This is a genomic window from Pseudolysinimonas yzui (genome assembly GCF_014653215.1).
GTDB lineage: Bacteria > Actinomycetota > Actinomycetes > Actinomycetales > Microbacteriaceae > Pseudolysinimonas_A > Pseudolysinimonas_A yzui.
This window is the reverse complement of the sequence record NZ_BNAI01000004.1, coordinates 174,102-194,908: the sequence shown is the minus strand read 5'-3', so window position 1 is coordinate 194,908 and position 20,807 is coordinate 174,102. Positions and strand designations below refer to the sequence as shown.

The following is a 20,807-nucleotide window of genomic DNA, read 5'->3' as shown; positions in this document are numbered from 1 at the left end:
CAGCCCCTCGGCACACACCGCTTCGGGGGGAACGGTGAGTGTGACGGTCGTCAGGGGGTGACGATGACCTCCCTGTCAGAGATTCTCATCATTCGCGGCTTGATGCCGATCACGAGCCTCGACGCCGCGACGGGCGACCCGCAGGCCGACGAGGAGCACGTCCGCGAGCTGCTCGAAGACGGGGTCGTCACCGAGAGCCAGGTCGCGTCGGCTCGCGCCGCGCAACTCGGGCTGCCGTTCGTCGACCTCACCGAATACCCGGTCGACCGCTCGGCCGTCGCCTTGGTGCCGATGCAGCTGCTGAAGCGCTACGAGGTGCTGCCGATCGGCCGCGACGGCGACCGGCTCATGCTGGCGATGTCCGACCCGCGCGACGTGCTCGCGATCGACGATGTGCGCGCCGCGGTGCGGATGCAAGTGCGTCCGGTCGTCGCCGAACGCAACGACCTTCTCGCCGCGATCGCGCGCCTGGTGCGCTCGGACGGCGAGCTCAGCGAACTGACGACGGCGATCGTCGAAGAGAACGGGCAGACGGGGAGCGACCTCGTTCCCTTCGCCTCCGAGCCCAGCGAAGACGACGCGCCCATCGTGCGGTTCGTCAACCTGCTCATCAGCCAGGCGATCTCCGACCAGGCGTCCGACATCCACATCGAGCCCGCCGAACGCGACATGCACGTGCGCTACCGCATCGACGGCGTGCTGCACGAGATGCAGCGGGCGCCCAAGAACATCCAGAACGGCGTCATCTCGCGGCTCAAGATCATGAGCGACATCGACATCGCCGAGCGCCGCAAGCCGCAAGACGGTCGCATGTCGGTCATCCACGGTGGCAAGCAGATCGACCTGCGCGTCGCGACCCTGCCGACGGTCTTCGGCGAGAAGGTCGTCATGCGTATCCTCGACAACTCGATGACCGGTCTCGGCATGGATCAGTTGCGGTTGCTCGACCGCAACGCGGCGGTCTTCAAGGCGTCATACTCCAAGCCCTACGGCATGATCCTCGTCACCGGCCCGACCGGCTCGGGTAAGTCGACCACCCTCTACACCACGCTGCACGAGGTCGCGCGACCCGAGATCAACGTCATCACCGTCGAAGACCCGGTCGAATACCGCATCCCGGGCATCAACCAGGTGCAGGTGAACCCGAAGGCGGGGCTCACGTTCGCGAGTGCGCTGCGCAGCATCCTGCGCTCCGACCCGGATGTCGTGCTGATCGGTGAGATCCGCGACCATGAGACGGCGCAGATCGCGATCGAGGCCTCGCTCACCGGCCACCTCGTGCTCTCGACCCTGCACACCAACGACGCGCCGAGTGCGGTCACCCGCCTCATCGAGATGGAGATCGAGCCCTTCCTCGTCGGATCGGCGCTCGACTGCATCGTCGCCCAGCGTCTCGCTCGCCGGCTCTGCGACAAGTGCAAGGCCCCGTACCAGCCGGAGTTCGACGACCTGCAGGCGATGCGGTTCGCGCAGCCGGGCGACCCGCAGCCGACGCTCTTCAAGCCGACCGGCTGCACGTCCTGCTCGAACACCGGGTATCGCGGCCGGATCGCCCTGCATGAGGTGATGCCGGTCACCGAAGACATCGAGCGGCTTGCCGTCGCCCGCGCGTCGAGCGCCGAGATCGGTCGGCTCGCAATCGAACAGGGGATGTCGACCCTGCGTCAGGACGGCTGGGCGAAGGCCCTTATGGGCTTGACCAGCGTCGAAGAGATTCTGCGGGTCGTCGCGTGAGCGCCGGCGTCCGCGGGGGTTCACGAGGGAAGGGGTACCGCACGTGAACAAGCCGTTGTATGAGATTCCGGTCACCGATCCGGCGAATCCGCCGCTCGGCGTTCCCGGGGCTGCCGGGGCGATGCCGCCCCCTCGTGGCGTGCAGCCGCCCATGCCGCCGGGGTCGACGACCGTCGATCTCTCGCAATTGCCGCCCCCCGCGGTCGCGACCGTCGACGCTGCGGCGTCGGCCCCGGCTCACCCCGTCGCCGACGCCATCCCGGGCTACACGCCCGCACCCGGCGAGGTGCCGATCCCTGGCTACACCCCGGCTCCGGGGGAGGGGGCGATTCCGGGCTTCACCCCCGCTCCGACTGCCAGCGTGCTGCCCATTCCCGACTTCACGATCATCCCGCCGATCAGCCAGCGCCTTGAGAAGCCGAAACGGCCCGCGTTCGTGCCCGACGAATTCACGATGGCGGCCCGCGCACGGGTGGATGGCGAACTGCTGGCAGCGCTGGAGAGTGTCGTCACCGAAGGCGCCTCCGACCTGCACATCTCGATCGGGGCGCCCCCGATGATCCGCATCGACGGCGGACTGCGGCCGATCGAGGGCATGCATCCCTGGGATCGCGAACGGGTCGCGGCCGCGTTGTACAGCCTTCTCAACGACGAACAGCGTGCCCAGTTCGACGACGTGCTCGAACTCGACTTCGCCTTCACCCTGTCGGAAGAGTCGCGCTTCCGCGTCAACTTCTATCTGCAGCGGGGCGCGATCGGGGGGGCGTTCCGTCTCATCCCGACCGAGATCAAGACCCTGGTGCAGCTCGGCATCCCGGATGTCGTCGGCGAGTTCGCCAAATTGCCACGCGGTCTCGTGCTGGTCACCGGCCCGACGGGCTCGGGTAAGTCGACGACGCTTGCGGCCCTCATCGATCTGGTCAACACGACGCGGTCGGACCACATCGTGACGGTCGAGGACCCGATCGAGTTCATGCATCCGAACAAGCGGTCGCTCGTCAATCAACGTGAGGTCGGAGCCGATACGCAGAGCTTCAACAACGCGCTCAAGCACGTGCTGCGGCAAGACCCCGACGTCATCCTGATCGGCGAGTTGCGCGACCTGGAGACCATCTCGGTCGCGCTGACGGCGGCAGAGACCGGCCACCTCGTCTTCGCCACTCTGCACACGCAGGACGCGGGCCAGACCATCGATCGTGTCATCGACGTGTTTCCGCCACACCAGCAAGGTCAGGTGCGTACCCAACTCGCGGCCACGTTGCAGGGCGTCGTGTGTCAGACCCTCGTCAAGAAGGCGGGCGGTGGCCGCGCGGTCGCGACCGAGATCCTCGTCACCACGCCGGCGATCGCGAACCTCATCCGCGAAGGCAAGACGTATCAGATCCGGTCGGCGCTCCAGGCCGGGCGGGCACAGGGGATGAACACGATGGACCAGCACCTTGCCGATCTCGTCAACGCCGGCGTCGTCAGCTATGGCGCCGCGAGCGAGAAGGTGCACGACCACGAGGACTTCAAGCGCCTCGTGCATCGCAAGGGCGACGCTGATCCGTCGGCAGCCATGTTCGCCAACGATTTCGAGGTGCGCTGATGAGTACGGTTCTGACCTACGCATATCGCGGGCGAGACGCTGCCGGGAAGGTCGTCAAAGGCAAGGTCGAGGCTCCGAGCGAGGGGGCGGCACTTGCGCGCCTCCGCACGATGGGGGTCTCGCCGATCGAGGTGAATCAGTCCGCGACCGGTACCGGTCTTCAGGCCGAGATCAACATCGGCTTCCTCGAGAAGAAGGTGGGGCTCAAAGACCTTGCCGTCATGTCGCGTCAGATGGCGACCATGGTGGCGTCTGGCCTCGCGCTCCTGCGCACGCTGAGCATCCTCGCCGAACAGACCGAGCACAAGAAGCTGCGCGCCGCGCTCACCCAGGTTCGCAACCAGGTGGAAGCGGGAACATCGCTCTCTGAGGCGCTCGCCCGCCAGCCCGACATCTTCCCGCCACTTATGGTGCATCTGGTGCGCGCGGGCGAGATCGGCGGCTTCCTCGATCAGGCACTCAGCTCGGTCGCCGACACGTTCGAGAAGGATGTGAAGCTGCGGCAGACCATCACCTCGGCGATGACCTACCCGCTCGTCGTGCTGATCATGGCGATCATCGGAATGATCGCGATGCTCGTCTTCGTCGTGCCGGTGTTCGAGAACATGTTCGCCGACATGGGCAGCGAGCTGCCGATCCCGACGCAGATCCTCGTCGTGCTGTCGAAGAACATGGTCTGGATCGTTCCCCTTCTGGTCGTCGGGCTCATCGTGTTCGCCTGGTGGTGGAACAAGCACAAGAACGACGACAAGGTGCGCAAGTTCGTCGACACCTGGCGGTTGCGGGCTCCGGTCTTCGGGCTGCTCTGGAGGAAGATCTCGATCGCTCGGTTCGCTCGCAACCTGGCGACCATGACGCGCTCCGGCGTGCCGATCCTGCAATCGCTCGCGATCGTCGGCGATACCTCGGGCAGCTGGAATCTCGAGCAGGCGATGCATCACGTGCAGGAGTCGGTGCGCACCGGGCGGTCGATTGCCGCCCCGCTCGCCGAAGAGCCGATGTTCCCTCCGATGGTCACCCAGATGATCGCTGTCGGAGAAGACGCCGGCTCGCTCGACACCATGCTGGCGAAGATCGCCGACTTCTACGACGACGAGGTGCATGCGACGACCGAGTCGCTCACCTCGCTTATCGAACCTCTTCTGATCGCCTTCATCGGCATCGTCATCGGCGGCATGATCGTCGCCCTGTACCTGCCGATGTTCAGCATCTTCCAGGAGATCAGCTAGCCCCCGGACTGGGGGCGCGAAAATGCCACCTTCCCCCCCTTTGCGGGATTACGGGGAAGACCGGAGACAACTGAATATTGCACCGGGGGGTCATTCATTGGGGGGCCGCCTGTCCACACTTCATCGAATTGAACAGGATGGGAAACAACATGCTTGCTGCATTCCGCAACTCGCTCGTCGCCAAGCGTGACGAAATCAAGAACGACGACAAGGGCTTCACGCTCATCGAGCTGCTCGTGGTCGTGCTCATCATCGGCGTTCTCGCCGCGATCGCCGTTCCGGTCTACCTGGGCGTCCAGAGCACCTCGCTCGACGGTGCGATCAAGGCCGACCTGACGAGCCTGAAGACGGCTGTCGTCGCCTTCCAGACCGAGAACAACGGCGAACTGCCGACGGCACTCAGCGACATCGAGGACACCGTCACGATCGACACGGACAACTACACGACGGCGCCGGTGCTGACGGTCACGGGTAGCGGCGCTACGGCATCGTTCTGCATCGACGCAACGGGTACCAACGGGAACGACTGGTTCGTCACTGACTCGGACGCTCCGGACGAGGGTTCCTGCGCCTAAGCGGAAGCTTTTCTCCAGCCCGGGGTGGTCGGCAGCAGCCGCCCACCCCGGGCATCCTTCGATCCGAGAGGGGGGCTCGATCGACATGTTCCACCACCGATTCACCGAGCGGCTCCGCTCGGACGACGCCGGACTCGGCCTCGTCGAGATCGTGGTCGCGATGTTTCTCATCGCGATCCTCGCGCTCTCGCTCGCGCCGCTCTTGATCCAGGGGATGAAGGCCACCGTCCGCAACGCCACGCTCGTCGCCGCGACTCAGCTCGCGAATGAGAGCATCGCGCTCGCGCAGGCCGAGAGCCCGGTGTGCGCCGACGTGACGGCGACCGCCGGCGTTCGTGATCTGACCGACGCCCGCGGCGTCCAGCTCCAGGCCACGACCGTCGCCGGGGCTTGCCCCGCGGGCGGCACCGGCACCGTCGCGATCAGCGTTGACGTCGTCCGCCTCGACACCGGCGAGACCGTGGCTGAAGCCGCGACTCTCGTCTTCGTGACGCCATGAACCGCCGGATGCGGCAGCTCGCCGACGAAGCCGGCTTCACGATCATCGAGATGATCGTGGCCACCGCGCTCGCCGGACTCGTGTTGGCGGCCCTCGGCGGCGTGTACATCAGCACCATTCAGACTCAGCGCCTCGTGTCCACCGACACGTCGGCGGCCAACAACGCCCAGCTCGCCGCGCGCGGCATCGACGACGCGATGCAAAACGGCAGCAGTTTCCACCTGGCCGACGGCTCCGACGGCGGGCAAATGCTGGTGGTGCGTACGGCCGGGTCGGGGTCGACCATCGACTGGACCTGCGCCATCTGGTACTACAGCCCGCTGGACGGTGGCCAGATCCGCAGTCATGTCGAACCGGACGGCTCCGCGGTCGGCCTGCCCGGCACCGACGAGCTCGCATCCTGGACGCTTCTCGCCTCGGGAATCGCGGTCACCGGCACCGCGCCGTTCGCTATCGACTCCACCAACGACAATGTGCTCTTCGTGGACTTCACCACGGTTGCCGACGACGGCGACGCCACCACCACCATTTCGTTCTCGGCAGCACTCTCGCCGGTCGAAGCAGAGGAGTCGGACACGTGTTCATGACCCGCATCGCCCGCCGTTGGGCAATGATGTCCGCGCGCGCCAAGGACGAACAGGGCATGGCGCTCGCGGCTGTGCTGACCTTCATGTCGGCGGGCGTGCTGCTCTCGGCGATCGTCGCCTCGTCGGTCGTGTATGCGTTGCAGTTCTCCACGACGACGCGCGCCGGCGTGCAGTCGCAGGCGGCAGCCGAAGCCGGCATCGCCGCGGCACGGGCGGGCCTGATCAACGGCACCTGCGTGGCGAGTGGCAACGAATACACGAGCGCGACGGCTCCGATCTACGAGGCGACGATCTGGATCCCTGCCGGCACCGGGTGGGCACGTGGCTGCCCGGCTGACATCTCGAGCCAGGTGCGGGTCATCTCAACGGGCTGGGCCGAGGCTCCCGGCGCCGCGCACAGCGACTCGGGCGATGTGACGCACATCGAGGCGATCCTGTCGGCCGCGTCCTCGCCGACGTCGCTGATCCCCTCCGGGCCGGCGATCTACGCCTACACCGGTGCCGGGTTCGGCGGCTCGGGCACCCTCGTCTCGGTCGATGGGTCGATTCCCGATGTGTTGCTCCAGCAGGGAAACGTGAACTGCAACGGCAACATGTCGGGCGTCGCGAACTTCGTCGTCAAGACGGGCAACCTCAGCTCGACGGGTAGCTGCACCATCGGTGGCAACGTGTGGGTGTCGGGCAACGTCGAGATCCAGGGCGGTGCAGTCGTCGGAGGCAACATCACCGGGAGTTCGGCATCGATCTCGTCGACTGTCGGCGGAAACGTATGGGTCGATGGGGCGCTGCAGGTGAAGGGCGGTTCCGTCGGCGGAACCGTTCGGGCTGGGCAGGTCACGATCACCAACGGCTCGATCACAGGACAGACGTGGTCGTCGACGGGCGCGGCTGTGATGAGCGGCGGGTCGATCGAGGGCTACCTCAATGCCGCAGGGCTTGATGTGAGCAACGGCACGCTGTCGTCGGGCTTCGGCGTTTGGGGCGCACTGTGCGTGAAGAACCCGGGAGCCGTGAACATCGGGGCCGCGAGCATCGCGAAGTCGTTGACGACGAGCGGAACCTGCACGTCCAAGTCGAAAGATCCCTGGTGGTCAGGCTGGTCGAAGATACAGGTCAAGTCGACCTACACCGGCCCTATCACCGAGGCACCGCAGAAGCCGGCCTCGATCACGGTGCCGCAGTGGGTCGACTTCGGTAGCAAAGCGGCTGACTACACCGCAGCCACATGGTCGGGCTTCACCGTGGTCAAGATGGGCACTGTCTGCGGCGCAGCCGAGTTCTATGCAGCACTTCAGACGTTTGGCGCAAATCCCGGGGTCGTCGATGCCCGCACCTGCACGAAGGGCATCTCCTTCAACGGTGGCGACATCCAGTACTCCACCGACCCGAACGCGAACCACAACGGGTTCACCTTCCAGAACGACGTGGCCATCATCGCCAACAAGATCGACATTCAAGGTTCGACGTCGTTCGTCGGATCGACCGGCTATCACAACCTGTGGCTCATCAACCCGGACACCGTCGCCAACAACACCCCCGACTGCAACGGGGAGAGCTTCAGCCTGGGCGGCAATTTCACGACACCGAACCTCAACGTCATGATGTACAGCCCGTGCGAAATCAAGCTCGCGTCGGGTCTGAACATCCGCGGCCAGATCTTCGCTGCCGCCTCCGACATCGCGGGCAACGCGACGATCAGTTACATCGCGACCGGGCTCCCGGGTTACGACCTCGGCACAGGGCTGCCGACGACGACGAACTACACCGAAGCCGACCGCTGGGTGGTCTCTCAGCGCAATATCACGGAGGTGCCGTGATGGTGGCGGTTGCGGTGTGGGCGGTCTTCGGCTCGGCCGTCGGCTCGTTCCTCAATGTCGTCATCCACCGGGTGCCTGCCGGTCGATCGGTCGTGCGCCCGTCGAGTGCCTGCGGTGCGTGCGGCCATGAGATCCGTTGGTACGACAACATCCCGATTCTGTCGTGGCTCGCTCTGCGCGGCCGCTGCCGCGACTGCTCCGCGCCGATCTCGGCCCGGTACCCGCTGATCGAGCTCGCGGGTGCCGCCGGTTTCGGCATCGTCGCCTGGGCCTTCTTCCCTGGCACGGGTTCGACAACGCAGGTCGTCGCCGACTGGATCGTGCTCGGGGCGTTTCAGGTCCTGGCGGCGGCGAGCATCGCGCTCGCGGCGATCGACCTCGAGACCAGGCGGCTGCCCAACGTGATCGTGGCGCCGCTTGCCGCCGTCGGCGCCGTGGCGTTCCTGGCCGCCGCAGTCCTGGCCGGGAACTGGTCGGCGCTCCTGGGAGCGCTGGTCGGCGGCCTCGTGCTCGGCGGTTTCTACGCCTTGCCGGCGCTCGTGCGGCCCGGTTCGATGGGCATGGGCGACGTCAAGCTCGCCGGCGTGCTCGGACTCTATTTGGGGTGGCTCGGTCTCGAGACCTGGCTCGTCGGGGTTGTCGGCGGCTTCCTGATCGCCGGAATCGTCGGCGTGGCCCTGATCGCCGCAGGTCGTCGTGGCACGACGGTAGCCCTCGGCCCGTGGCTGCTGGCCGGGGCATGGCTCGGCATCCTCGCGGGCCACATTATCGCTGCCGCGTATCTCGGCATCTTCGGGCTTCACTGACACGCACTACCCACACACACACACAAGATTCGGGGGGAATCTGAAATGGCAACATCGGTCGTAGGTGTCGACATCGGCGCCACCACCGCGCGAGCGGTGGAAGTACACGGCTTCGAAGGGTCGAAGCCGGTGATCACCAGGCTCCATCAGGTGCCGCTGCCGGAGAACGCGGCACGCCGAGGCGAGGTCGTCGAGCTGTCGACGGTGACTTCGGCGCTCAAGCGCCTCTGGTCAGCAGGGGGCTTCAAAGCCAAGAATGTCGTGCTTGGGATGGGCGGATCGCGGGTGTTCGCGCGCGACTTCACAGTCCCGCGTCAACCCCTCAACCTGATCCGGGAGTCGTTGCCGTTCCAGGTGCAGGATCTGCTTCCCGTTCCGGTTTCGGACGTTCTCCTCGACTTCTATCCCATTCAAGAAGAGGAGGGCGAGCAGGGCCCCGTCGTCAAGGGACTCCTCGTCGCCGGGGTGAAGGAGGCAATCACGGCGAACGTGACGGCTGCGATGAGTGCCGGGCTCCGCCCGCTGCACGTCGACCTGATCCCATTCGCGCTGTCCCGGGCGATCGCGCCGATCCGGGCGGGTCGCGGCCCCGAAGTGATCGTCGCGATCGGAGCGAACACGACGAATGTCGTCGTCGTCGATCACGGGGTGCCGCAGTTCGTGCGGATCATTCCCAACGGCGGAGAGGACATCACTCGAGCGATCGCCAGCCGACTGCAGTGGGCACCCGAGCAAGCTGAGAACGCCAAGCGAGCCGTCGGGATGGGCGGCCCGATGCTGCGCGCCGAGGATCGCCCCGTCCTGGAGATCATCTACGAGGTCACCGGCGAGCTGCTCGGCAGTATTCGCAGCACCTTGAGCTACTACACCGGTACGACCCCCCTCCAACCCGTGCAGCGCATTCTGCTCACAGGTGGGGGTGCGCAGCTCAGTGGGCTCGCCAACGCGCTGGGGGAACTCACCGGTCTTCCGGTGACGGTCGCCGAGCCGCTGAGCAACATCGCCCTTCCTCGCACGAAGGCGGATCAGCGACTCAGCCGCGAACAGCTCGACGGGTTCACGACCGCATTCGGTCTCGCTTTGGGGAGCCACGCATGAGCACCATGACAACCGACCGGCCTGCGACCGTCACCCGGCGTTTCGATGCCGAGCCGCGGGTGCAGATGCTTCCGCCTTTCGTTGCGCAGCGTGCAAAGTCACGATCCGCTGCACGACTCGGCGTGCTCTTCGTCATCCTCGGCTCGGTGGTCGCAGGTGGCATGTTCGTGCTCGGCGTCTTCCGCACGACGGCCGCCGATCTCGCGCTGGCGGACGCCAGTGCGACGACGCAAAGCATTCTGCAGCAGCAGAGCGAGTACCGAATCGCCACCGACACGGCGCAGATGGTGCAGCAGACGACCGAAACCCAGCTCGTCGTGACCTCGTACGAGATCGACTGGGCTGAGCTGCTGCTCACCGTGCAGGGGTTCCTACCTGCCGGCGGGCTCATCCAGAACGTCACCGCGACGAACCAGGCACCTTGGGCGGCCAGTCTCGAGATCGAGGACCCGTTGCGTACGCCGCGGATCGCGTCGATCGAGCTCGTGGTCAACACGGCGTCCATTCCGGAGGCCGTGGCGCTCGTCGAGCGGCTCCGTGAGCTCGACGGTTTCGCCGACGCGGTCGTGAAGACCTCGGCGGTCGGCGTCGATGGGCGAGCGACAACCACGATCGTGCTCACGCTGTCGACGGATGCCGTCTCGGGGCGATTCCTCGAGACGGACGAGGACGAGGATGCCGCAAGCGGTGAATCGACCGAGCCCGAAGACGACACGAGCACCGATTCTGTCGAACAACCGACGAGCGAAGGGGGAGAGGGCTGATGTCGAGGTCAGGCAAGATCTGGATGATCGGGGGCGCGTTCATCGCGGTGGTCATCATGGCCATCGGCTGGTTCGCTCTCGCGGCTCCTCAGCTCGATCAGGCGGCAGACGCCGATGCCGCACGCGCGGAGATTGAGGCTCAGAACGAGGTCGAGCGCGCCATCCTCGAGGAGATGAAGCAGCAGTACGAGAGCCTCGACGAATTGCTCGACGACCTCGAGGAGCTTCAGCTCAGCGTGCCCGGCACCCGGGATCTCGAAGATTTCTATGACGAGATCGCCGCCGCGGCGAACCTCGCGGGAGTGGTGCTCAACGGTGTGACCGTTGAGCCCGCCCTCCCCTACGCCGCTGCGGTAGCGGAGGGCGGGGGCGCGGAGCCGGCACCGGCCGCCGACGAGGCGGCCGACGAGGCGACCGGAAGCGTCGTGGCGTCGTTGAACGGAATGGACGGCATCGCGGCTCCGGTGCTGCCATCGCCCGGCCTGCAGTCGAACCTGTACGTTCTCCCGATCTCGCTGAAGATCACTGCCGACCTCAACCAGGCATCCACGTTCCTCGCGCTGCTGCAACGCTCGGAGCACGGCCGGCTGATCCTTGTCAACGGTGTCTCGATGACGATCGGTTCCACTCTCTCGGGGGAGCTGACGGGCTTCATCTTCGTCGTGCACGACCCATCCACCGGCAGCGTCGGCAGTCTGCCTGAGCCCGAGCCGGAGGAGACTCCGGTTCCCGAGGTGACGGCGACACCCTCGCCTACTCCCACGGTGGGCTTCACTCCGACACCCACCCCGACGCCGTAACCGGCCGTCACATTGCAGGCACACACCCGGTCGACTACACTCGACCGGGTGTGTGCTTTCGCACACGTCTCCCCGCACTGAACGACTCCGGTCAGCCGTGCGCGCGAAGACCCACGGCATATCCGTTCGCAGTCCCGCTCGTGTTCACGAAGCGGGGTTCGGATCCCGATGGAACGACAACATCCATCACTGTCACCGTGCAGTAAATAAGGAGCAATCCGCTTTGCCTACTATCCAGCAGCTGGTCCGCAAGGGCCGCACGCCGAAGGTCGTCAAGACCAAGGCACCGGCCCTCAAGGCCAACCCGCAGCAGCGGGGCGTGTGCACGCGTGTGTACACCACCACCCCGAAGAAGCCGAACTCCGCCCTCCGCAAGGTCGCGCGCGTCAAGCTCTCCAACGGCACCGAGGTCACCGCCTACATTCCCGGCGAGGGCCACAACCTGCAGGAGCACTCGATGGTGCTCGTGCGCGGCGGTCGTGTGAAGGACCTGCCCGGCGTTCGCTACAAGATCGTGCGTGGCGCCCTCGACACCCAGGCGGTCAAGAACCGCAAGCAGGCGCGTAGCCGTTACGGTGCGAAGGCGGCCAAGTAATGCCTCGTAAAGGACCCGCGGCCAAGCGCCCCGTTGTCGCCGACCCGGTATACAGCGCCCAGATCGTCAGCCAGCTCGTCAACAAGATCCTGCTCGACGGCAAGAAGGACCTCGCCCAGCGCATCGTTTACGGCGCGCTCGAAGGTGTCGGCACCAAGTCCGGTCAGGATGCCGTCGTCGTTCTGAAGAAGGCGCTCGACAACGTGCGCCCCACCCTCGAGGTCAAGAGCCGCCGCGTCGGTGGCTCGACCTACCAGGTTCCGGTCGAGGTCAAGCCGCACCGCGCGAACACCCTCGCGCTGCGCTGGCTCGTCTCGTACGCCAAGTCGCGTCGCGAGAAGACGATGACCGACCGCCTGCAGAACGAGATCCTCGACGCCAGCAACGGCCTCGGTGCCGCCGTGAAGCGTCGTGAAGACACTCACAAGATGGCCGAGTCGAACAAGGCCTTCGCGCACTACCGCTGGTAAGCAGCGTTTTTTTGACGGCCGGGCCGACACCGGCCCGGCCGTCGTCCAGCTCCCGACAGTAAGGAAACCCCGTGGCACAGGACGTGCTCACCGACCTCAAGAAGGTCCGCAACTTCGGCATCATGGCGCACATCGACGCCGGCAAGACCACGACGACCGAGCGCATCCTGTTCTACACGGGCATCACGCACAAGATCGGCGAGGTGCACGACGGCGCCGCGACGATGGACTGGATGGCGCAGGAGCAGGAGCGCGGCATCACGATCACGTCGGCCGCGACGACCTGTTTCTGGAACGGCATCCAGCTCAACATCATCGACACCCCCGGTCACGTCGACTTCACCGTCGAGGTGGAGCGCAACCTCCGCGTGCTCGACGGCGCGGTCGCCGTGTTCGACGGCAAGGAGGGCGTCGAGCCCCAGTCCGAGACGGTCTGGCGTCAGGCCGACAAGTACGACGTGCCGCGCATCTGCTTCGTCAACAAGATGGACAAGCTCGGCGCCGACTTCTACTTCACCGTCGACACGATCATCAAGCGCCTCGGCGCGAAGCCGCTCGTGATCCAGCTTCCGATCGGTGCGGAGTCTTCCTTCGAGGGCGTCGTCGACCTGGTCGAGATGCGCGCGCTCACCTGGCGCGGAGACGCCAAGGGTGACGTCAAGATGGGCGCCGAGTACGCGATCGAAGAGATCCCGGCCGACCTGATCGACAAGGCCAACGAGTACCGCGAGGTGCTGCTCGAGACCGTCGCCGAGACCGACGAGGTGCTTCTCGAGAAGCACTTCGGCGGCGAAGAGCTGACCGTCGCCGAGATCAAGGCGGCCATCCGCAAGCTGACCATCGCGAGCGAGATCTACCCCGTGCTCTGCGGTTCGGCGTTCAAGAACCGCGGCGTGCAGCCGATGCTCGACGCGGTCGTCGACTACCTCCCGTCGCCGCTCGACATGCCGGCGATCGAAGGCCACGACGTGCGCGACGAAGAGAAGGTCATCGAGCGGCACGCCGACTCGACCGAACCGTTCTCGGCGCTCGCGTTCAAGATCATGACCCACCCGTTCTTCGGGCGGCTCACCTACATCCGCGTCTACTCGGGCAAGCTCGACTCCGGCGCCCAGGTCATCAACTCGACCAAGGGCAAGAAGGAGCGCATCGGCAAGATCTTCCAGATGCACGCCAACAAGGAGAACCCGGTCGACGGCGTCACCGCCGGTCACATCTACGCGGTCATCGGCCTGAAGGACACCACCACCGGTGACACCCTGTCCGACCCGACCAACCAGGTCATCCTGGAGTCGATGACGTTCCCCGAGCCCGTCATCGAGGTCGCGATCGAGCCGAAGACCAAGGCCGACCAGGAGAAGCTGGGCACCGCGATCCAGAAGCTCGCCGAAGAAGACCCGACGTTCCGCACCGAGCAGAACCAGGAGACCGGTCAGACCATCATCAAGGGGATGGGCGAGCTGCACCTCGACATCCTGGTCGACCGCATGAAGCGCGAGTTCAACGTCGAGGCCAACGTCGGCAAGCCGCAGGTCGCCTACCGCGAGACGATCCGCAAGACGGTCGAGAAGTACGACTACACCCACAAGAAGCAGACCGGTGGATCCGGTCAGTTCGCGAAGGTGCAGATCACGCTCGAGCCGCTCGAGGTCACGCCCGACACGAACTACGAGTTCGTGAACGCCGTCACCGGCGGTCGCGTGCCGCGCGAGTACATCGGCTCGGTCGACCACGGCATCCAGGACGCCATGCAGGTCGGCGTGCTCGCCGGCTACCCGACGGTGGGCGTCAAGGCGATCCTCGTCGATGGCGCCTCGCACGACGTCGACTCCTCGGAGATGGCGTTCAAGATCGCCGGCTCGATGGCCTACAAAGAGGCCGCGCGCAAGGCATCCCCCGTTCTGCTCGAGCCGCTCATGGCTGTCGAGGTCCGTACGCCCGAGGAGTACATGGGCGACGTCATCGGCGACCTGAACTCGCGTCGTGGGCAGATCCAGTCGATGACGGATGCCACGGGCGTCAAGGTCGTCTCGGCGAAGGTTCCGCTGTCCGAGATGTTCGGATACGTCGGCGACCTGCGTTCGAAGACGTCGGGCCGTGCCGTGTACTCCATGACCTTCGACTCCTACTCCGAAGTCCCGAAGAACGTGGCCGACGAGATCGTCCAGAAGGCTAAGGGAGACTGAGCGCACAGGCGCTCAATCTCCGGGCAGTCGCGTAGCGGCTACCCGGCGCCGGAAGGCGACCAAAGACCCAACGTCAGAATCACCTACAGTAAGTACCGAAAATCCCGTCCTGAGGAGGACCCAAAGTGGCTAAGGCCAAGTTCGAGCGGACCAAGCCGCACGTCAACATCGGAACGATCGGTCACGTCGACCACGGCAAGACCACCCTCACCGCCGCGATCTCGAAGGTCCTGGCCGACAAGTACCCGTCCGCGGTGAACGTCGTCCGTGACTTCGCGTCGATCGACTCGGCTCCCGAGGAGCGTCAGCGCGGCATCACGATCAACATCTCGCACGTCGAGTACGAGACCCCGAAGCGCCACTACGCGCACGTCGACGCCCCTGGCCACGCCGACTACATCAAGAACATGATCACCGGTGCCGCCCAGATGGACGGCGCGATCCTGGTGGTCGCGGCGACCGACGGCCCGATGGCCCAGACGCGTGAGCACGTGCTGCTCGCCAAGCAGGTCGGCGTGCCGTACCTGCTGGTCGCGCTCAACAAGGCCGACATGGTCGACGACGAGGAGATCCTCGAGCTCGTCGAGCTGGAGGTGCGCGAGCTCCTCAGCAGCCAGGGCTTCGACGGCGACAACGCCCCCGTGGTGCGCGTCTCGGGCCTCAAGGCTCTCGAGGGCGACCCCACGTGGACGCAGTCGGTGCTCGACCTCATGGAGGCCGTCGACAACAGCGTGCCCGACCCGGTGCGCGACAAGGACAAGCCGTTCCTGATGCCGATCGAGGACGTCTTCACGATCACCGGTCGTGGAACCGTCGTCACGGGTCGCGCCGAGCGCGGCACCCTCGGCATCAACTCCGAGGTCGAGATCGTCGGCATCCGCCCGACGCAGAAGACCACGGTCACGGGTATCGAGATGTTCCACAAGCAGCTCGACGAGGCCTGGGCCGGCGAGAACTGTGGTCTGCTGCTCCGCGGCACCAAGCGTGAGGATGTCGAGCGCGGTCAGGTCGTCGTCAAGCCGGGTTCGGTCACGCCGCACACCCAGTTCGAGGGCACCGCGTACATCCTCTCCAAGGACGAGGGTGGGCGTCACAACCCGTTCTACGGCAACTACCGCCCGCAGTTCTACTTCCGCACCACCGACGTCACCGGCGTCATCACGCTGCCTGACGGCACCGAGATGGTCATGCCCGGCGACACCACCGACATGACGGTCGAGCTGATCCAGCCGATCGCCATGGAGGAGGGCCTCGGCTTCGCCATCCGTGAGGGTGGCCGCACCGTGGGCGCCGGCAAGGTGACGAAGATCCTCAAGTAGCACCTTCGCGAAGGGGCCGGGCCGAAAGGCCCGGCCCCTTCGTCGTTCGCCGGGTACCGTGAGCCCATGTCGACCGAAGCCGTCGGGGTGGCCGGGCACGAACCCATCCTGACTCTGACGTTCAATCCGGCCCTTGACCTGTCGACCCGCACCGCCCGTCTCGAGCCCGACCGCAAGCTGCGCTGCTCCCAGAGCCGCCGCGACCCGGGCGGCGGAGGGGTGAACGTGTCACGGGTGCTGCGGCTGCTCGGCGTCGAGGCGCCCGCCGTCTTCCTCGTCGGAGGCCCGACCGGCGACCTCTACCGCGACCTGCTCGACGCCGAGGGGGTCGCGTCGCTGCCCGTCCCGATCGCGGGGGAGACGCGCCAGAACCTCGCCGTCAGCGTCGAGGAGACGGGTGAGCAGTACCGGTTCGTGCTCGAGGGTCCGACGGTCTCCGCGGCGGAGGTCGACGCCGCCCTCGATGCGGTGGCGAGCGTCGCGGTACCCGGGATGTGGGTCGTCGCGAGCGGAAGCCTGCCGCCCGGCGCGGGGGAGGACAGTTACGCCCGCCTGGCCCGCATCGTCCGCGCCGCAGGTGCCCGCTGCGTGGTCGACACTTCGGGAGAGGCGCTGTCGCTGGCGTTGGATGAGGGGGTCGACCTCATCAAGCCGAGTCGGCGCGAACTGACGCAGCTGGTCGGGATGCCACTCGATGACGACGACGCGGTGATCGCGGCCGCGCGGGATCTGGTCGACTCCGCCCGTTCCGCGGCCGTGCTCGTCTCGCTGGGCGCGGACGGCGCCATCCTGGTGACCGCCGACGAGACGATTCGCGCCGCCGCCCCGAAGGTGGAGGTGGTGTCGACCGTCGGTGCCGGCGACAGCCTGCTCGCTGCGGTGGTTCTCGCCCGGGCCCAAGGCCGGAGCTGGACGGAGGCGGTTCGCTCCGGTGTCGCAGCCGGCGCCGCGGCGACGCGATCCGACGGTACCGGCCTGGCGAGCGCGGCCGAGATCGCGGGCATCACCGAAGCGAGCTGACCCCACCGGGTGGGGACTTCGCGCGACGGTCGGGGCCGGTCGTCCGCTACCGTGTGGCCATGGCTCGCACGATCGTCGCCCTCATCGTCGAGGTGCTGCTCGTCATCCTCGTCGCGCTCCTGCTGGGCGCATTGTGGCAGTGGTTCCTCACCGGAGACCTCGCGGCGGGTGTCGCCGAAGGCGCCCGGCTGCTGTTCCTGTTCATGGATGTCGGGCTGGCGATCTGGCTCATCGTGCTGATCGTGCTGGCGGCACGCCGGCGGGCGCTGCCCGGCGTCGGGGTGACCCTTCTCGTGGCACTCGTCGCCGTCGTGCTCAACGCGATCGTCGTGCTCATCGTCGGCTTCGTGCAGGGAGGCTGGGGCCCGCTGCTCGTACTCTTCGCGATCGAAGCCGGGATCGCGTTCCTGATCGCCGTCCTCATCGTCGCCCCCATCATCCGCCGTCTGTTCCGGCCCGCGCCCGCAGTCGAAACCGGAAGTTAACACGCAGGAGCCCCGTACCCGACAGAATGGCAATGCCAGGCGGGATGGGCTCGCCGGCCCTGGAGGACAGCATGGGCATCGACGACATCGTGGACAAGGCCAAAGAGGTCGCCGGCGACGCGGTCGAGAACACGAAGGAGTTCGTGGGCGACGCGGTCGACAACACGAAGGAGTTCGTGGGTGACGTCGCCGACAAGGTGAAGGACACGACGCACAACCTCGCCGAGAAGGTCGCCGACGCGACCGCCGATGACGAGGAGCCCCCGGCCGCGGGCACCACGCCGCCGGCGGCGATGTAACACCACCGACTTCACCACCACGACGAGCGAGGGGAGCAGGGCATGCGGCCATTGGCCAAGACTCTGGTCACGATCCTGCTCACCCTCGCGATCGCCTACGTGCTCGCGACGGTGATCCTCGCGATCCTCAACGGTCGCAACCTGATCAGCACGGCGATCGAGGATGCCTGGCTCGCCCTCTTCACCGGGGGCGCCGTCTCGATCGGCCTGTTCCTGCTGTTCCTGCTGTTCGCCAACGTCGCAGGTCGGCGCCGCGGCAGCGGCTCCCAGTTCTGGATCAACGTCGGCGCCCTCATCGTCGCCATCGTCATCGGAACCCTCACCACTCTCGCCGCCGGCGTTCTCGTCGGGGCGCTCACCGTCGGGCTCGCCTGGCTGTCGGGACTCGGGTCGCTGCTCGCCGCCGGTGAACTCTTCGTGGGTGGCGTGATCGCACTCGCCCTCACCCACTTCGCGATCTTCAAACCCCGCGCCACCGAGTTCGAGCCGTAACCCTAGGGCGCTCTCCGTTCCGCGCGAATCCGCGTTTTGCGTCCGCGTCCGCCTTCTGTTTCGTGGGCAGGGACGCAAAACGCGGATCGAGGATGCGACGACGTCTCCCTCACAAGTGGCGGATCGCGGACGATTCCCCTCTCGAATCCCGAGACGGGCCCCTCGGCCCCCGGCTGGCCGACCATGTCGGGATGCACGAATCGCTGATCCTGACCCGCTCGCTACGCGCCGCCGGCGAGACCACCCTCGGGGTCGAGCGCGGGGCCCGATCCGGACGATTCGTTCGGGTGCGGCCCGGGGCGTACATCCCGACTGTGGAATGGCAGCGGATGAGCGCCGAATTACGTCATCGCGTCGCGATGGATGCGCTCGCCGCGACGTCGCGACGCCCTGTGGTCTTCGCGGTGGAGTCCGCGGCCGCCCTGCTCGGCATCCCTCTCGTCGGGGGCTGGCCGACGCTCCCGCGCGTTGCTGTCGGTCTTCGGCCGCCCCGCAGGTCCCGCGTCGACGTGTCGATGCGATGGCGCCCCGTGCCGACGGGCGACGTGGTCTCGGTATCGGAGATGCTCGCCACCTGTCCCGCCCGGACGGCGATCGATCTCGCGGCGGAACGGGACCTCGCGTCAGGTGTTGCCGCGTTCGACCACGTGATGCGAGTGCACGGTCAGACTCGCGATGCCATCCGATCGCGGATCGATGCCGACCGCCCGTTTCGCGGTGCCCGGAAGGCGGATGCGGCGCTCGCGCTGGCGACGGGGCGAGCTGAAGGGCCGTTCGAGTCGCTCAGCCTCACCCGCATCCACCAGCTCGGTTTCGAGGCGCCGGAGCAGCAGGTGGAGTTCGTGATCGACGGCATCCGCTATCGCTGCGACTTCTACTGGCCGCGCTTGCGGCTCATCGGTGAAGCCGACGGCCGCAGCAAGTACGGGGACTTTCCCGGCGAGGCGCTGTGGCTGGAGAAGCAACGCGAGGACGCGCTGCGGTCGGTCGTCGACGGTCTCGTACGGTGGGGCTGGGCGGATGCGTGGGCCGGGCACCCGCTCGCGCTCAGGCTCGAGCGGGCTGGCTTGCACGCCGATCCGCGAATTGCGTCGAAGTACGCGTTCAGCTCGTAGGGAGTCGACGCAAAACGCGGATCGACACCCCGAAAACAGGCGCGACACGCCCGGGTTGCACGACATCCCGGGGTGTGGCAGACTCATGTGGTTCAACATCCTGCGTGCGCGTCAGCGCTGCGGGTCACCGTTCTGGCAGTGCACAGTCTTCGACTGGGCCGCGAGCGGCAGAACAACACAAGCTTCAACTCGAATTCTTCTCTTTCTGCGCGCGTGCGCGCCGAAGGGGGCGGATTGACAGAAGAACAGCGGTGCGCGAACCACACAGTTCGCGGGTGCGGAATCCGAAGAGGATGCCGCATGTACTCAGGAGAGAAGAGAAACCCATGGCGGCCCAGAAGATCCGCATCCGGCTGAAGTCCTACGACCACGCCGGTCTCGACGCCTCGGCGCGCAAGATCGTCGATGCGGTGCAGCGCGCAGGCGCCACCGTCGTCGGCCCGGTTCCGCTCCCCACGGAGAAGAACGTGGTCGTCGTGATCCGTTCCCCCCACAAGTACAAGGACTCCCGCGAGCAGTTCGAGAAGCGCACCCACAAGCGTCTCATCGACATCATCGACCCGACTCCGAAGGTCGTCGACTCGCTCATGCGACTCGACCTCCCCGCCGACGTCAACCTCGAGATCAAGGCCTGAGCCGGGCCCCGCCCGCTCGAGAAGCCGCGAAGGAACACACAGCCATGTCTGCAACCACGACGACCAAGGGACTGCTGGGCACCAAGCTCGGCATGACCCAGGTCTGGGACGAGAACAACAAGCTCGTACCCGTCACCGTCGTTTCGATCTCTCCGAACGTCGTGACGCAGGTGCGTAACGTCGAGAAGGACGGCTACGCGGCCGTGCAGATCGCCTACGGCCAGATCGACCCGCGCAAGGTGAACAAGCCGGCGACCGGTCACTTCGAGAAGGCCGGCGTGACGCCGCGCCGCCACCTCACCGAGGTGCGCACCGCCGACGCCGACTCGTACGAGCTCGGCCAGGAGCTCACCGTCGAGATCTTCGAGCCCGGCCAGTTGGTGGATGTCGTCGGCACCTCCAAGGGCAAGGGCTTCGCCGGTGTCATGAAGCGCCACAACTTCAAGGGCGTCAGCGCGAGCCACGGTTCGCACCGCAACCACCGCAAGCCCGGCTCGATCGGCGCGTCGTCGACCCCGAGCCGCGTGTTCAAGGGCATGCGGATGGCGGGGCGCATGGGTGGCGAGCGTGTCACCGTGCAGGGCCTCAAGGTGCACTCGGTGGATGCCGAAAAGGGTCTCCTGCTGGTCAAGGGCGCCGTTCCCGGCGCTCGCGGCCGCATCGTTTTCGTCCGCAACGCGGTGAAGGGCTGATC

At 66.5% G+C, this 20,807-nt stretch carries 22 protein-coding genes; all 22 read left to right on the top strand.

What is annotated here, in order from left to right:
• The first annotated feature begins 63 nt into the window (after window positions 1-63).
• Window positions 64-1,734 (top strand): GspE/PulE family protein, encoded by a 1,671-nt coding sequence (locus tag IE173_RS11345; RefSeq protein WP_191283602.1) that lies wholly within the window; start codon window positions 64-66, stop codon window positions 1,732-1,734.
• 43 nt (window positions 1,735-1,777) lie between these two features.
• Window positions 1,778-3,322, top strand: coding sequence for a type IV pilus twitching motility protein PilT (locus IE173_RS11340; protein ID WP_308433098.1), 1,545 nt, complete (start codon window positions 1,778-1,780; stop codon window positions 3,320-3,322).
• Window positions 3,322-4,551, top strand: coding sequence for a type II secretion system F family protein (locus tag IE173_RS11335; protein WP_191283601.1), 1,230 nt, complete (start codon window positions 3,322-3,324; stop codon window positions 4,549-4,551). The genes IE173_RS11340 and IE173_RS11335 overlap by 1 nt, the downstream gene beginning before the upstream one ends.
• Before the next feature lie 149 nt (window positions 4,552-4,700).
• On the top strand, window positions 4,701-5,126 hold the full coding sequence (locus IE173_RS15625; RefSeq protein WP_191283600.1) for a type IV pilin protein: 426 nt from the start codon (window positions 4,701-4,703) through the stop codon (window positions 5,124-5,126).
• Window positions 5,127-5,211: 85 nt separating this feature from the next.
• Window positions 5,212-5,625 carry a type IV pilus modification PilV family protein gene (locus IE173_RS11325; protein ID WP_191283599.1) on the top strand — a complete coding sequence of 138 codons (414 nt, stop codon included), beginning with the start codon at window positions 5,212-5,214 and terminating at the stop codon, window positions 5,623-5,625.
• Window positions 5,626-5,633: 8 nt separating this feature from the next.
• Entirely contained in the window at window positions 5,634-6,212 is a 579-nt protein-coding gene (locus tag IE173_RS11320; protein WP_191283598.1) for a prepilin-type N-terminal cleavage/methylation domain-containing protein, read from the top strand.
• On the top strand, window positions 6,203-8,029 hold the full coding sequence (locus IE173_RS11315) for a bactofilin family protein (protein ID WP_191283597.1): 1,827 nt from the start codon (window positions 6,203-6,205) through the stop codon (window positions 8,027-8,029). Before IE173_RS11320 ends, IE173_RS11315 begins: the two co-directional genes overlap by 10 nt.
• Complete coding sequence (locus tag IE173_RS11310; RefSeq protein WP_191283596.1) at window positions 8,029-8,835, top strand: prepilin peptidase; 807 nt, start codon at window positions 8,029-8,031, stop codon at window positions 8,833-8,835. Before IE173_RS11315 ends, IE173_RS11310 begins: the two co-directional genes overlap by 1 nt.
• A 45-nt stretch (window positions 8,836-8,880) precedes the next feature.
• A complete protein-coding gene (gene pilM / locus IE173_RS11305; RefSeq protein ID WP_191283595.1) occupies window positions 8,881-9,933 on the top strand; it encodes a type IV pilus assembly protein PilM in 1,053 nt (350 codons plus the stop codon).
• Window positions 9,930-10,697 carry a hypothetical protein gene (locus IE173_RS11300; protein ID WP_191283594.1) on the top strand — a complete coding sequence of 256 codons (768 nt, stop codon included), beginning with the start codon at window positions 9,930-9,932 and terminating at the stop codon, window positions 10,695-10,697. The genes pilM and IE173_RS11300 overlap by 4 nt, the downstream gene beginning before the upstream one ends.
• Window positions 10,697-11,497, top strand: coding sequence for a hypothetical protein (locus tag IE173_RS11295; RefSeq protein ID WP_191283630.1), 801 nt, complete (start codon window positions 10,697-10,699; stop codon window positions 11,495-11,497). The genes IE173_RS11300 and IE173_RS11295 overlap by 1 nt, the downstream gene beginning before the upstream one ends.
• A 223-nt stretch (window positions 11,498-11,720) precedes the next feature.
• A complete protein-coding gene (gene rpsL / locus IE173_RS11290; protein WP_191283593.1) occupies window positions 11,721-12,092 on the top strand; it encodes a 30S ribosomal protein S12 in 372 nt (123 codons plus the stop codon).
• Window positions 12,092-12,562 carry a 30S ribosomal protein S7 gene (gene rpsG / locus IE173_RS11285; protein WP_191283592.1) on the top strand — a complete coding sequence of 157 codons (471 nt, stop codon included), beginning with the start codon at window positions 12,092-12,094 and terminating at the stop codon, window positions 12,560-12,562. Before rpsL ends, rpsG begins: the two co-directional genes overlap by 1 nt.
• A gap of 71 nt (window positions 12,563-12,633) precedes the next feature.
• Complete coding sequence (fusA, locus tag IE173_RS11280) at window positions 12,634-14,748, top strand: elongation factor G (protein WP_191283591.1); 2,115 nt, start codon at window positions 12,634-12,636, stop codon at window positions 14,746-14,748.
• A gap of 125 nt (window positions 14,749-14,873) precedes the next feature.
• Window positions 14,874-16,067 (top strand): elongation factor Tu, encoded by a 1,194-nt coding sequence (gene tuf, locus IE173_RS11275; protein ID WP_191283590.1) that lies wholly within the window; start codon window positions 14,874-14,876, stop codon window positions 16,065-16,067.
• A 66-nt stretch (window positions 16,068-16,133) separates the two neighbouring features.
• Window positions 16,134-17,087: a 1-phosphofructokinase family hexose kinase gene (locus IE173_RS11270; protein WP_191283589.1), complete on the top strand. Its 954-nt coding sequence runs from the start codon at window positions 16,134-16,136 to the stop codon at window positions 17,085-17,087.
• 59 nt (window positions 17,088-17,146) lie between these two features.
• On the top strand, window positions 17,147-17,572 hold the full coding sequence (locus IE173_RS11265) for a hypothetical protein (protein WP_191283588.1): 426 nt from the start codon (window positions 17,147-17,149) through the stop codon (window positions 17,570-17,572).
• A 26-nt stretch (window positions 17,573-17,598) separates the two neighbouring features.
• A complete protein-coding gene (locus IE173_RS11260; protein WP_191283587.1) occupies window positions 17,599-17,871 on the top strand; it encodes a hypothetical protein in 273 nt (90 codons plus the stop codon).
• Between the two features lie 42 nt (window positions 17,872-17,913).
• Window positions 17,914-18,363 (top strand): hypothetical protein, encoded by a 450-nt coding sequence (locus tag IE173_RS11255; RefSeq protein ID WP_191283586.1) that lies wholly within the window; start codon window positions 17,914-17,916, stop codon window positions 18,361-18,363.
• Window positions 18,364-18,554: 191 nt separating this feature from the next.
• On the top strand, window positions 18,555-19,478 hold the full coding sequence (locus tag IE173_RS11250; protein ID WP_191283585.1) for a hypothetical protein: 924 nt from the start codon (window positions 18,555-18,557) through the stop codon (window positions 19,476-19,478).
• Window positions 19,479-19,804: 326 nt separating this feature from the next.
• Window positions 19,805-20,113 carry a 30S ribosomal protein S10 gene (gene rpsJ, locus IE173_RS11245; protein ID WP_191283584.1) on the top strand — a complete coding sequence of 103 codons (309 nt, stop codon included), beginning with the start codon at window positions 19,805-19,807 and terminating at the stop codon, window positions 20,111-20,113.
• Window positions 20,114-20,157: 44 nt separating this feature from the next.
• Window positions 20,158-20,805, top strand: coding sequence for a 50S ribosomal protein L3 (gene rplC / locus IE173_RS11240; protein ID WP_191283583.1), 648 nt, complete (start codon window positions 20,158-20,160; stop codon window positions 20,803-20,805).
• Window positions 20,806-20,807: the final 2 nt, after the last annotated feature.

Bases quoted from the DNA above. Each gene is read 5' to 3' on its own strand.
- IE173_RS11320 (WP_191283598.1), top strand. From the start codon at position 5,634: ATGCGGCAGCTCGCCGACGAAGCCGGCTTCACGATCATCGAGATGATC.
- rplC (WP_191283583.1), top strand. From the start codon at position 20,158: ATGTCTGCAACCACGACGACCAAGGGACTGCTGGGCACCAAGCTCGGC.
- IE173_RS11300 (WP_191283594.1), top strand. From the start codon at position 9,930: ATGAGCACCATGACAACCGACCGGCCTGCGACCGTCACCCGGCGTTTC.
- IE173_RS11310 (WP_191283596.1), top strand. From the start codon at position 8,029: ATGGTGGCGGTTGCGGTGTGGGCGGTCTTCGGCTCGGCCGTCGGCTCG.
- IE173_RS11260 (WP_191283587.1), top strand. From the start codon at position 17,599: ATGGCAATGCCAGGCGGGATGGGCTCGCCGGCCCTGGAGGACAGCATG.
- IE173_RS11345 (WP_191283602.1), top strand. From the start codon at position 64: ATGACCTCCCTGTCAGAGATTCTCATCATTCGCGGCTTGATGCCGATC.
- IE173_RS11250 (WP_191283585.1), top strand. From the start codon at position 18,555: ATGCACGAATCGCTGATCCTGACCCGCTCGCTACGCGCCGCCGGCGAG.
- IE173_RS11335 (WP_191283601.1), top strand. From the start codon at position 3,322: ATGAGTACGGTTCTGACCTACGCATATCGCGGGCGAGACGCTGCCGGG.
- IE173_RS11295 (WP_191283630.1), top strand. From the start codon at position 10,697: ATGTCGAGGTCAGGCAAGATCTGGATGATCGGGGGCGCGTTCATCGCG.
- rpsG (WP_191283592.1), top strand. From the start codon at position 12,092: ATGCCTCGTAAAGGACCCGCGGCCAAGCGCCCCGTTGTCGCCGACCCG.
- IE173_RS11255 (WP_191283586.1), top strand. From the start codon at position 17,914: ATGCGGCCATTGGCCAAGACTCTGGTCACGATCCTGCTCACCCTCGCG.
- IE173_RS11325 (WP_191283599.1), top strand. From the start codon at position 5,212: ATGTTCCACCACCGATTCACCGAGCGGCTCCGCTCGGACGACGCCGGA.
- IE173_RS11265 (WP_191283588.1), top strand. From the start codon at position 17,147: ATGGCTCGCACGATCGTCGCCCTCATCGTCGAGGTGCTGCTCGTCATC.
- IE173_RS11270 (WP_191283589.1), top strand. From the start codon at position 16,134: ATGTCGACCGAAGCCGTCGGGGTGGCCGGGCACGAACCCATCCTGACT.
- IE173_RS15625 (WP_191283600.1), top strand. From the start codon at position 4,701: ATGCTTGCTGCATTCCGCAACTCGCTCGTCGCCAAGCGTGACGAAATC.
- pilM (WP_191283595.1), top strand. From the start codon at position 8,881: ATGGCAACATCGGTCGTAGGTGTCGACATCGGCGCCACCACCGCGCGA.
- rpsJ (WP_191283584.1), top strand. From the start codon at position 19,805: ATGGCGGCCCAGAAGATCCGCATCCGGCTGAAGTCCTACGACCACGCC.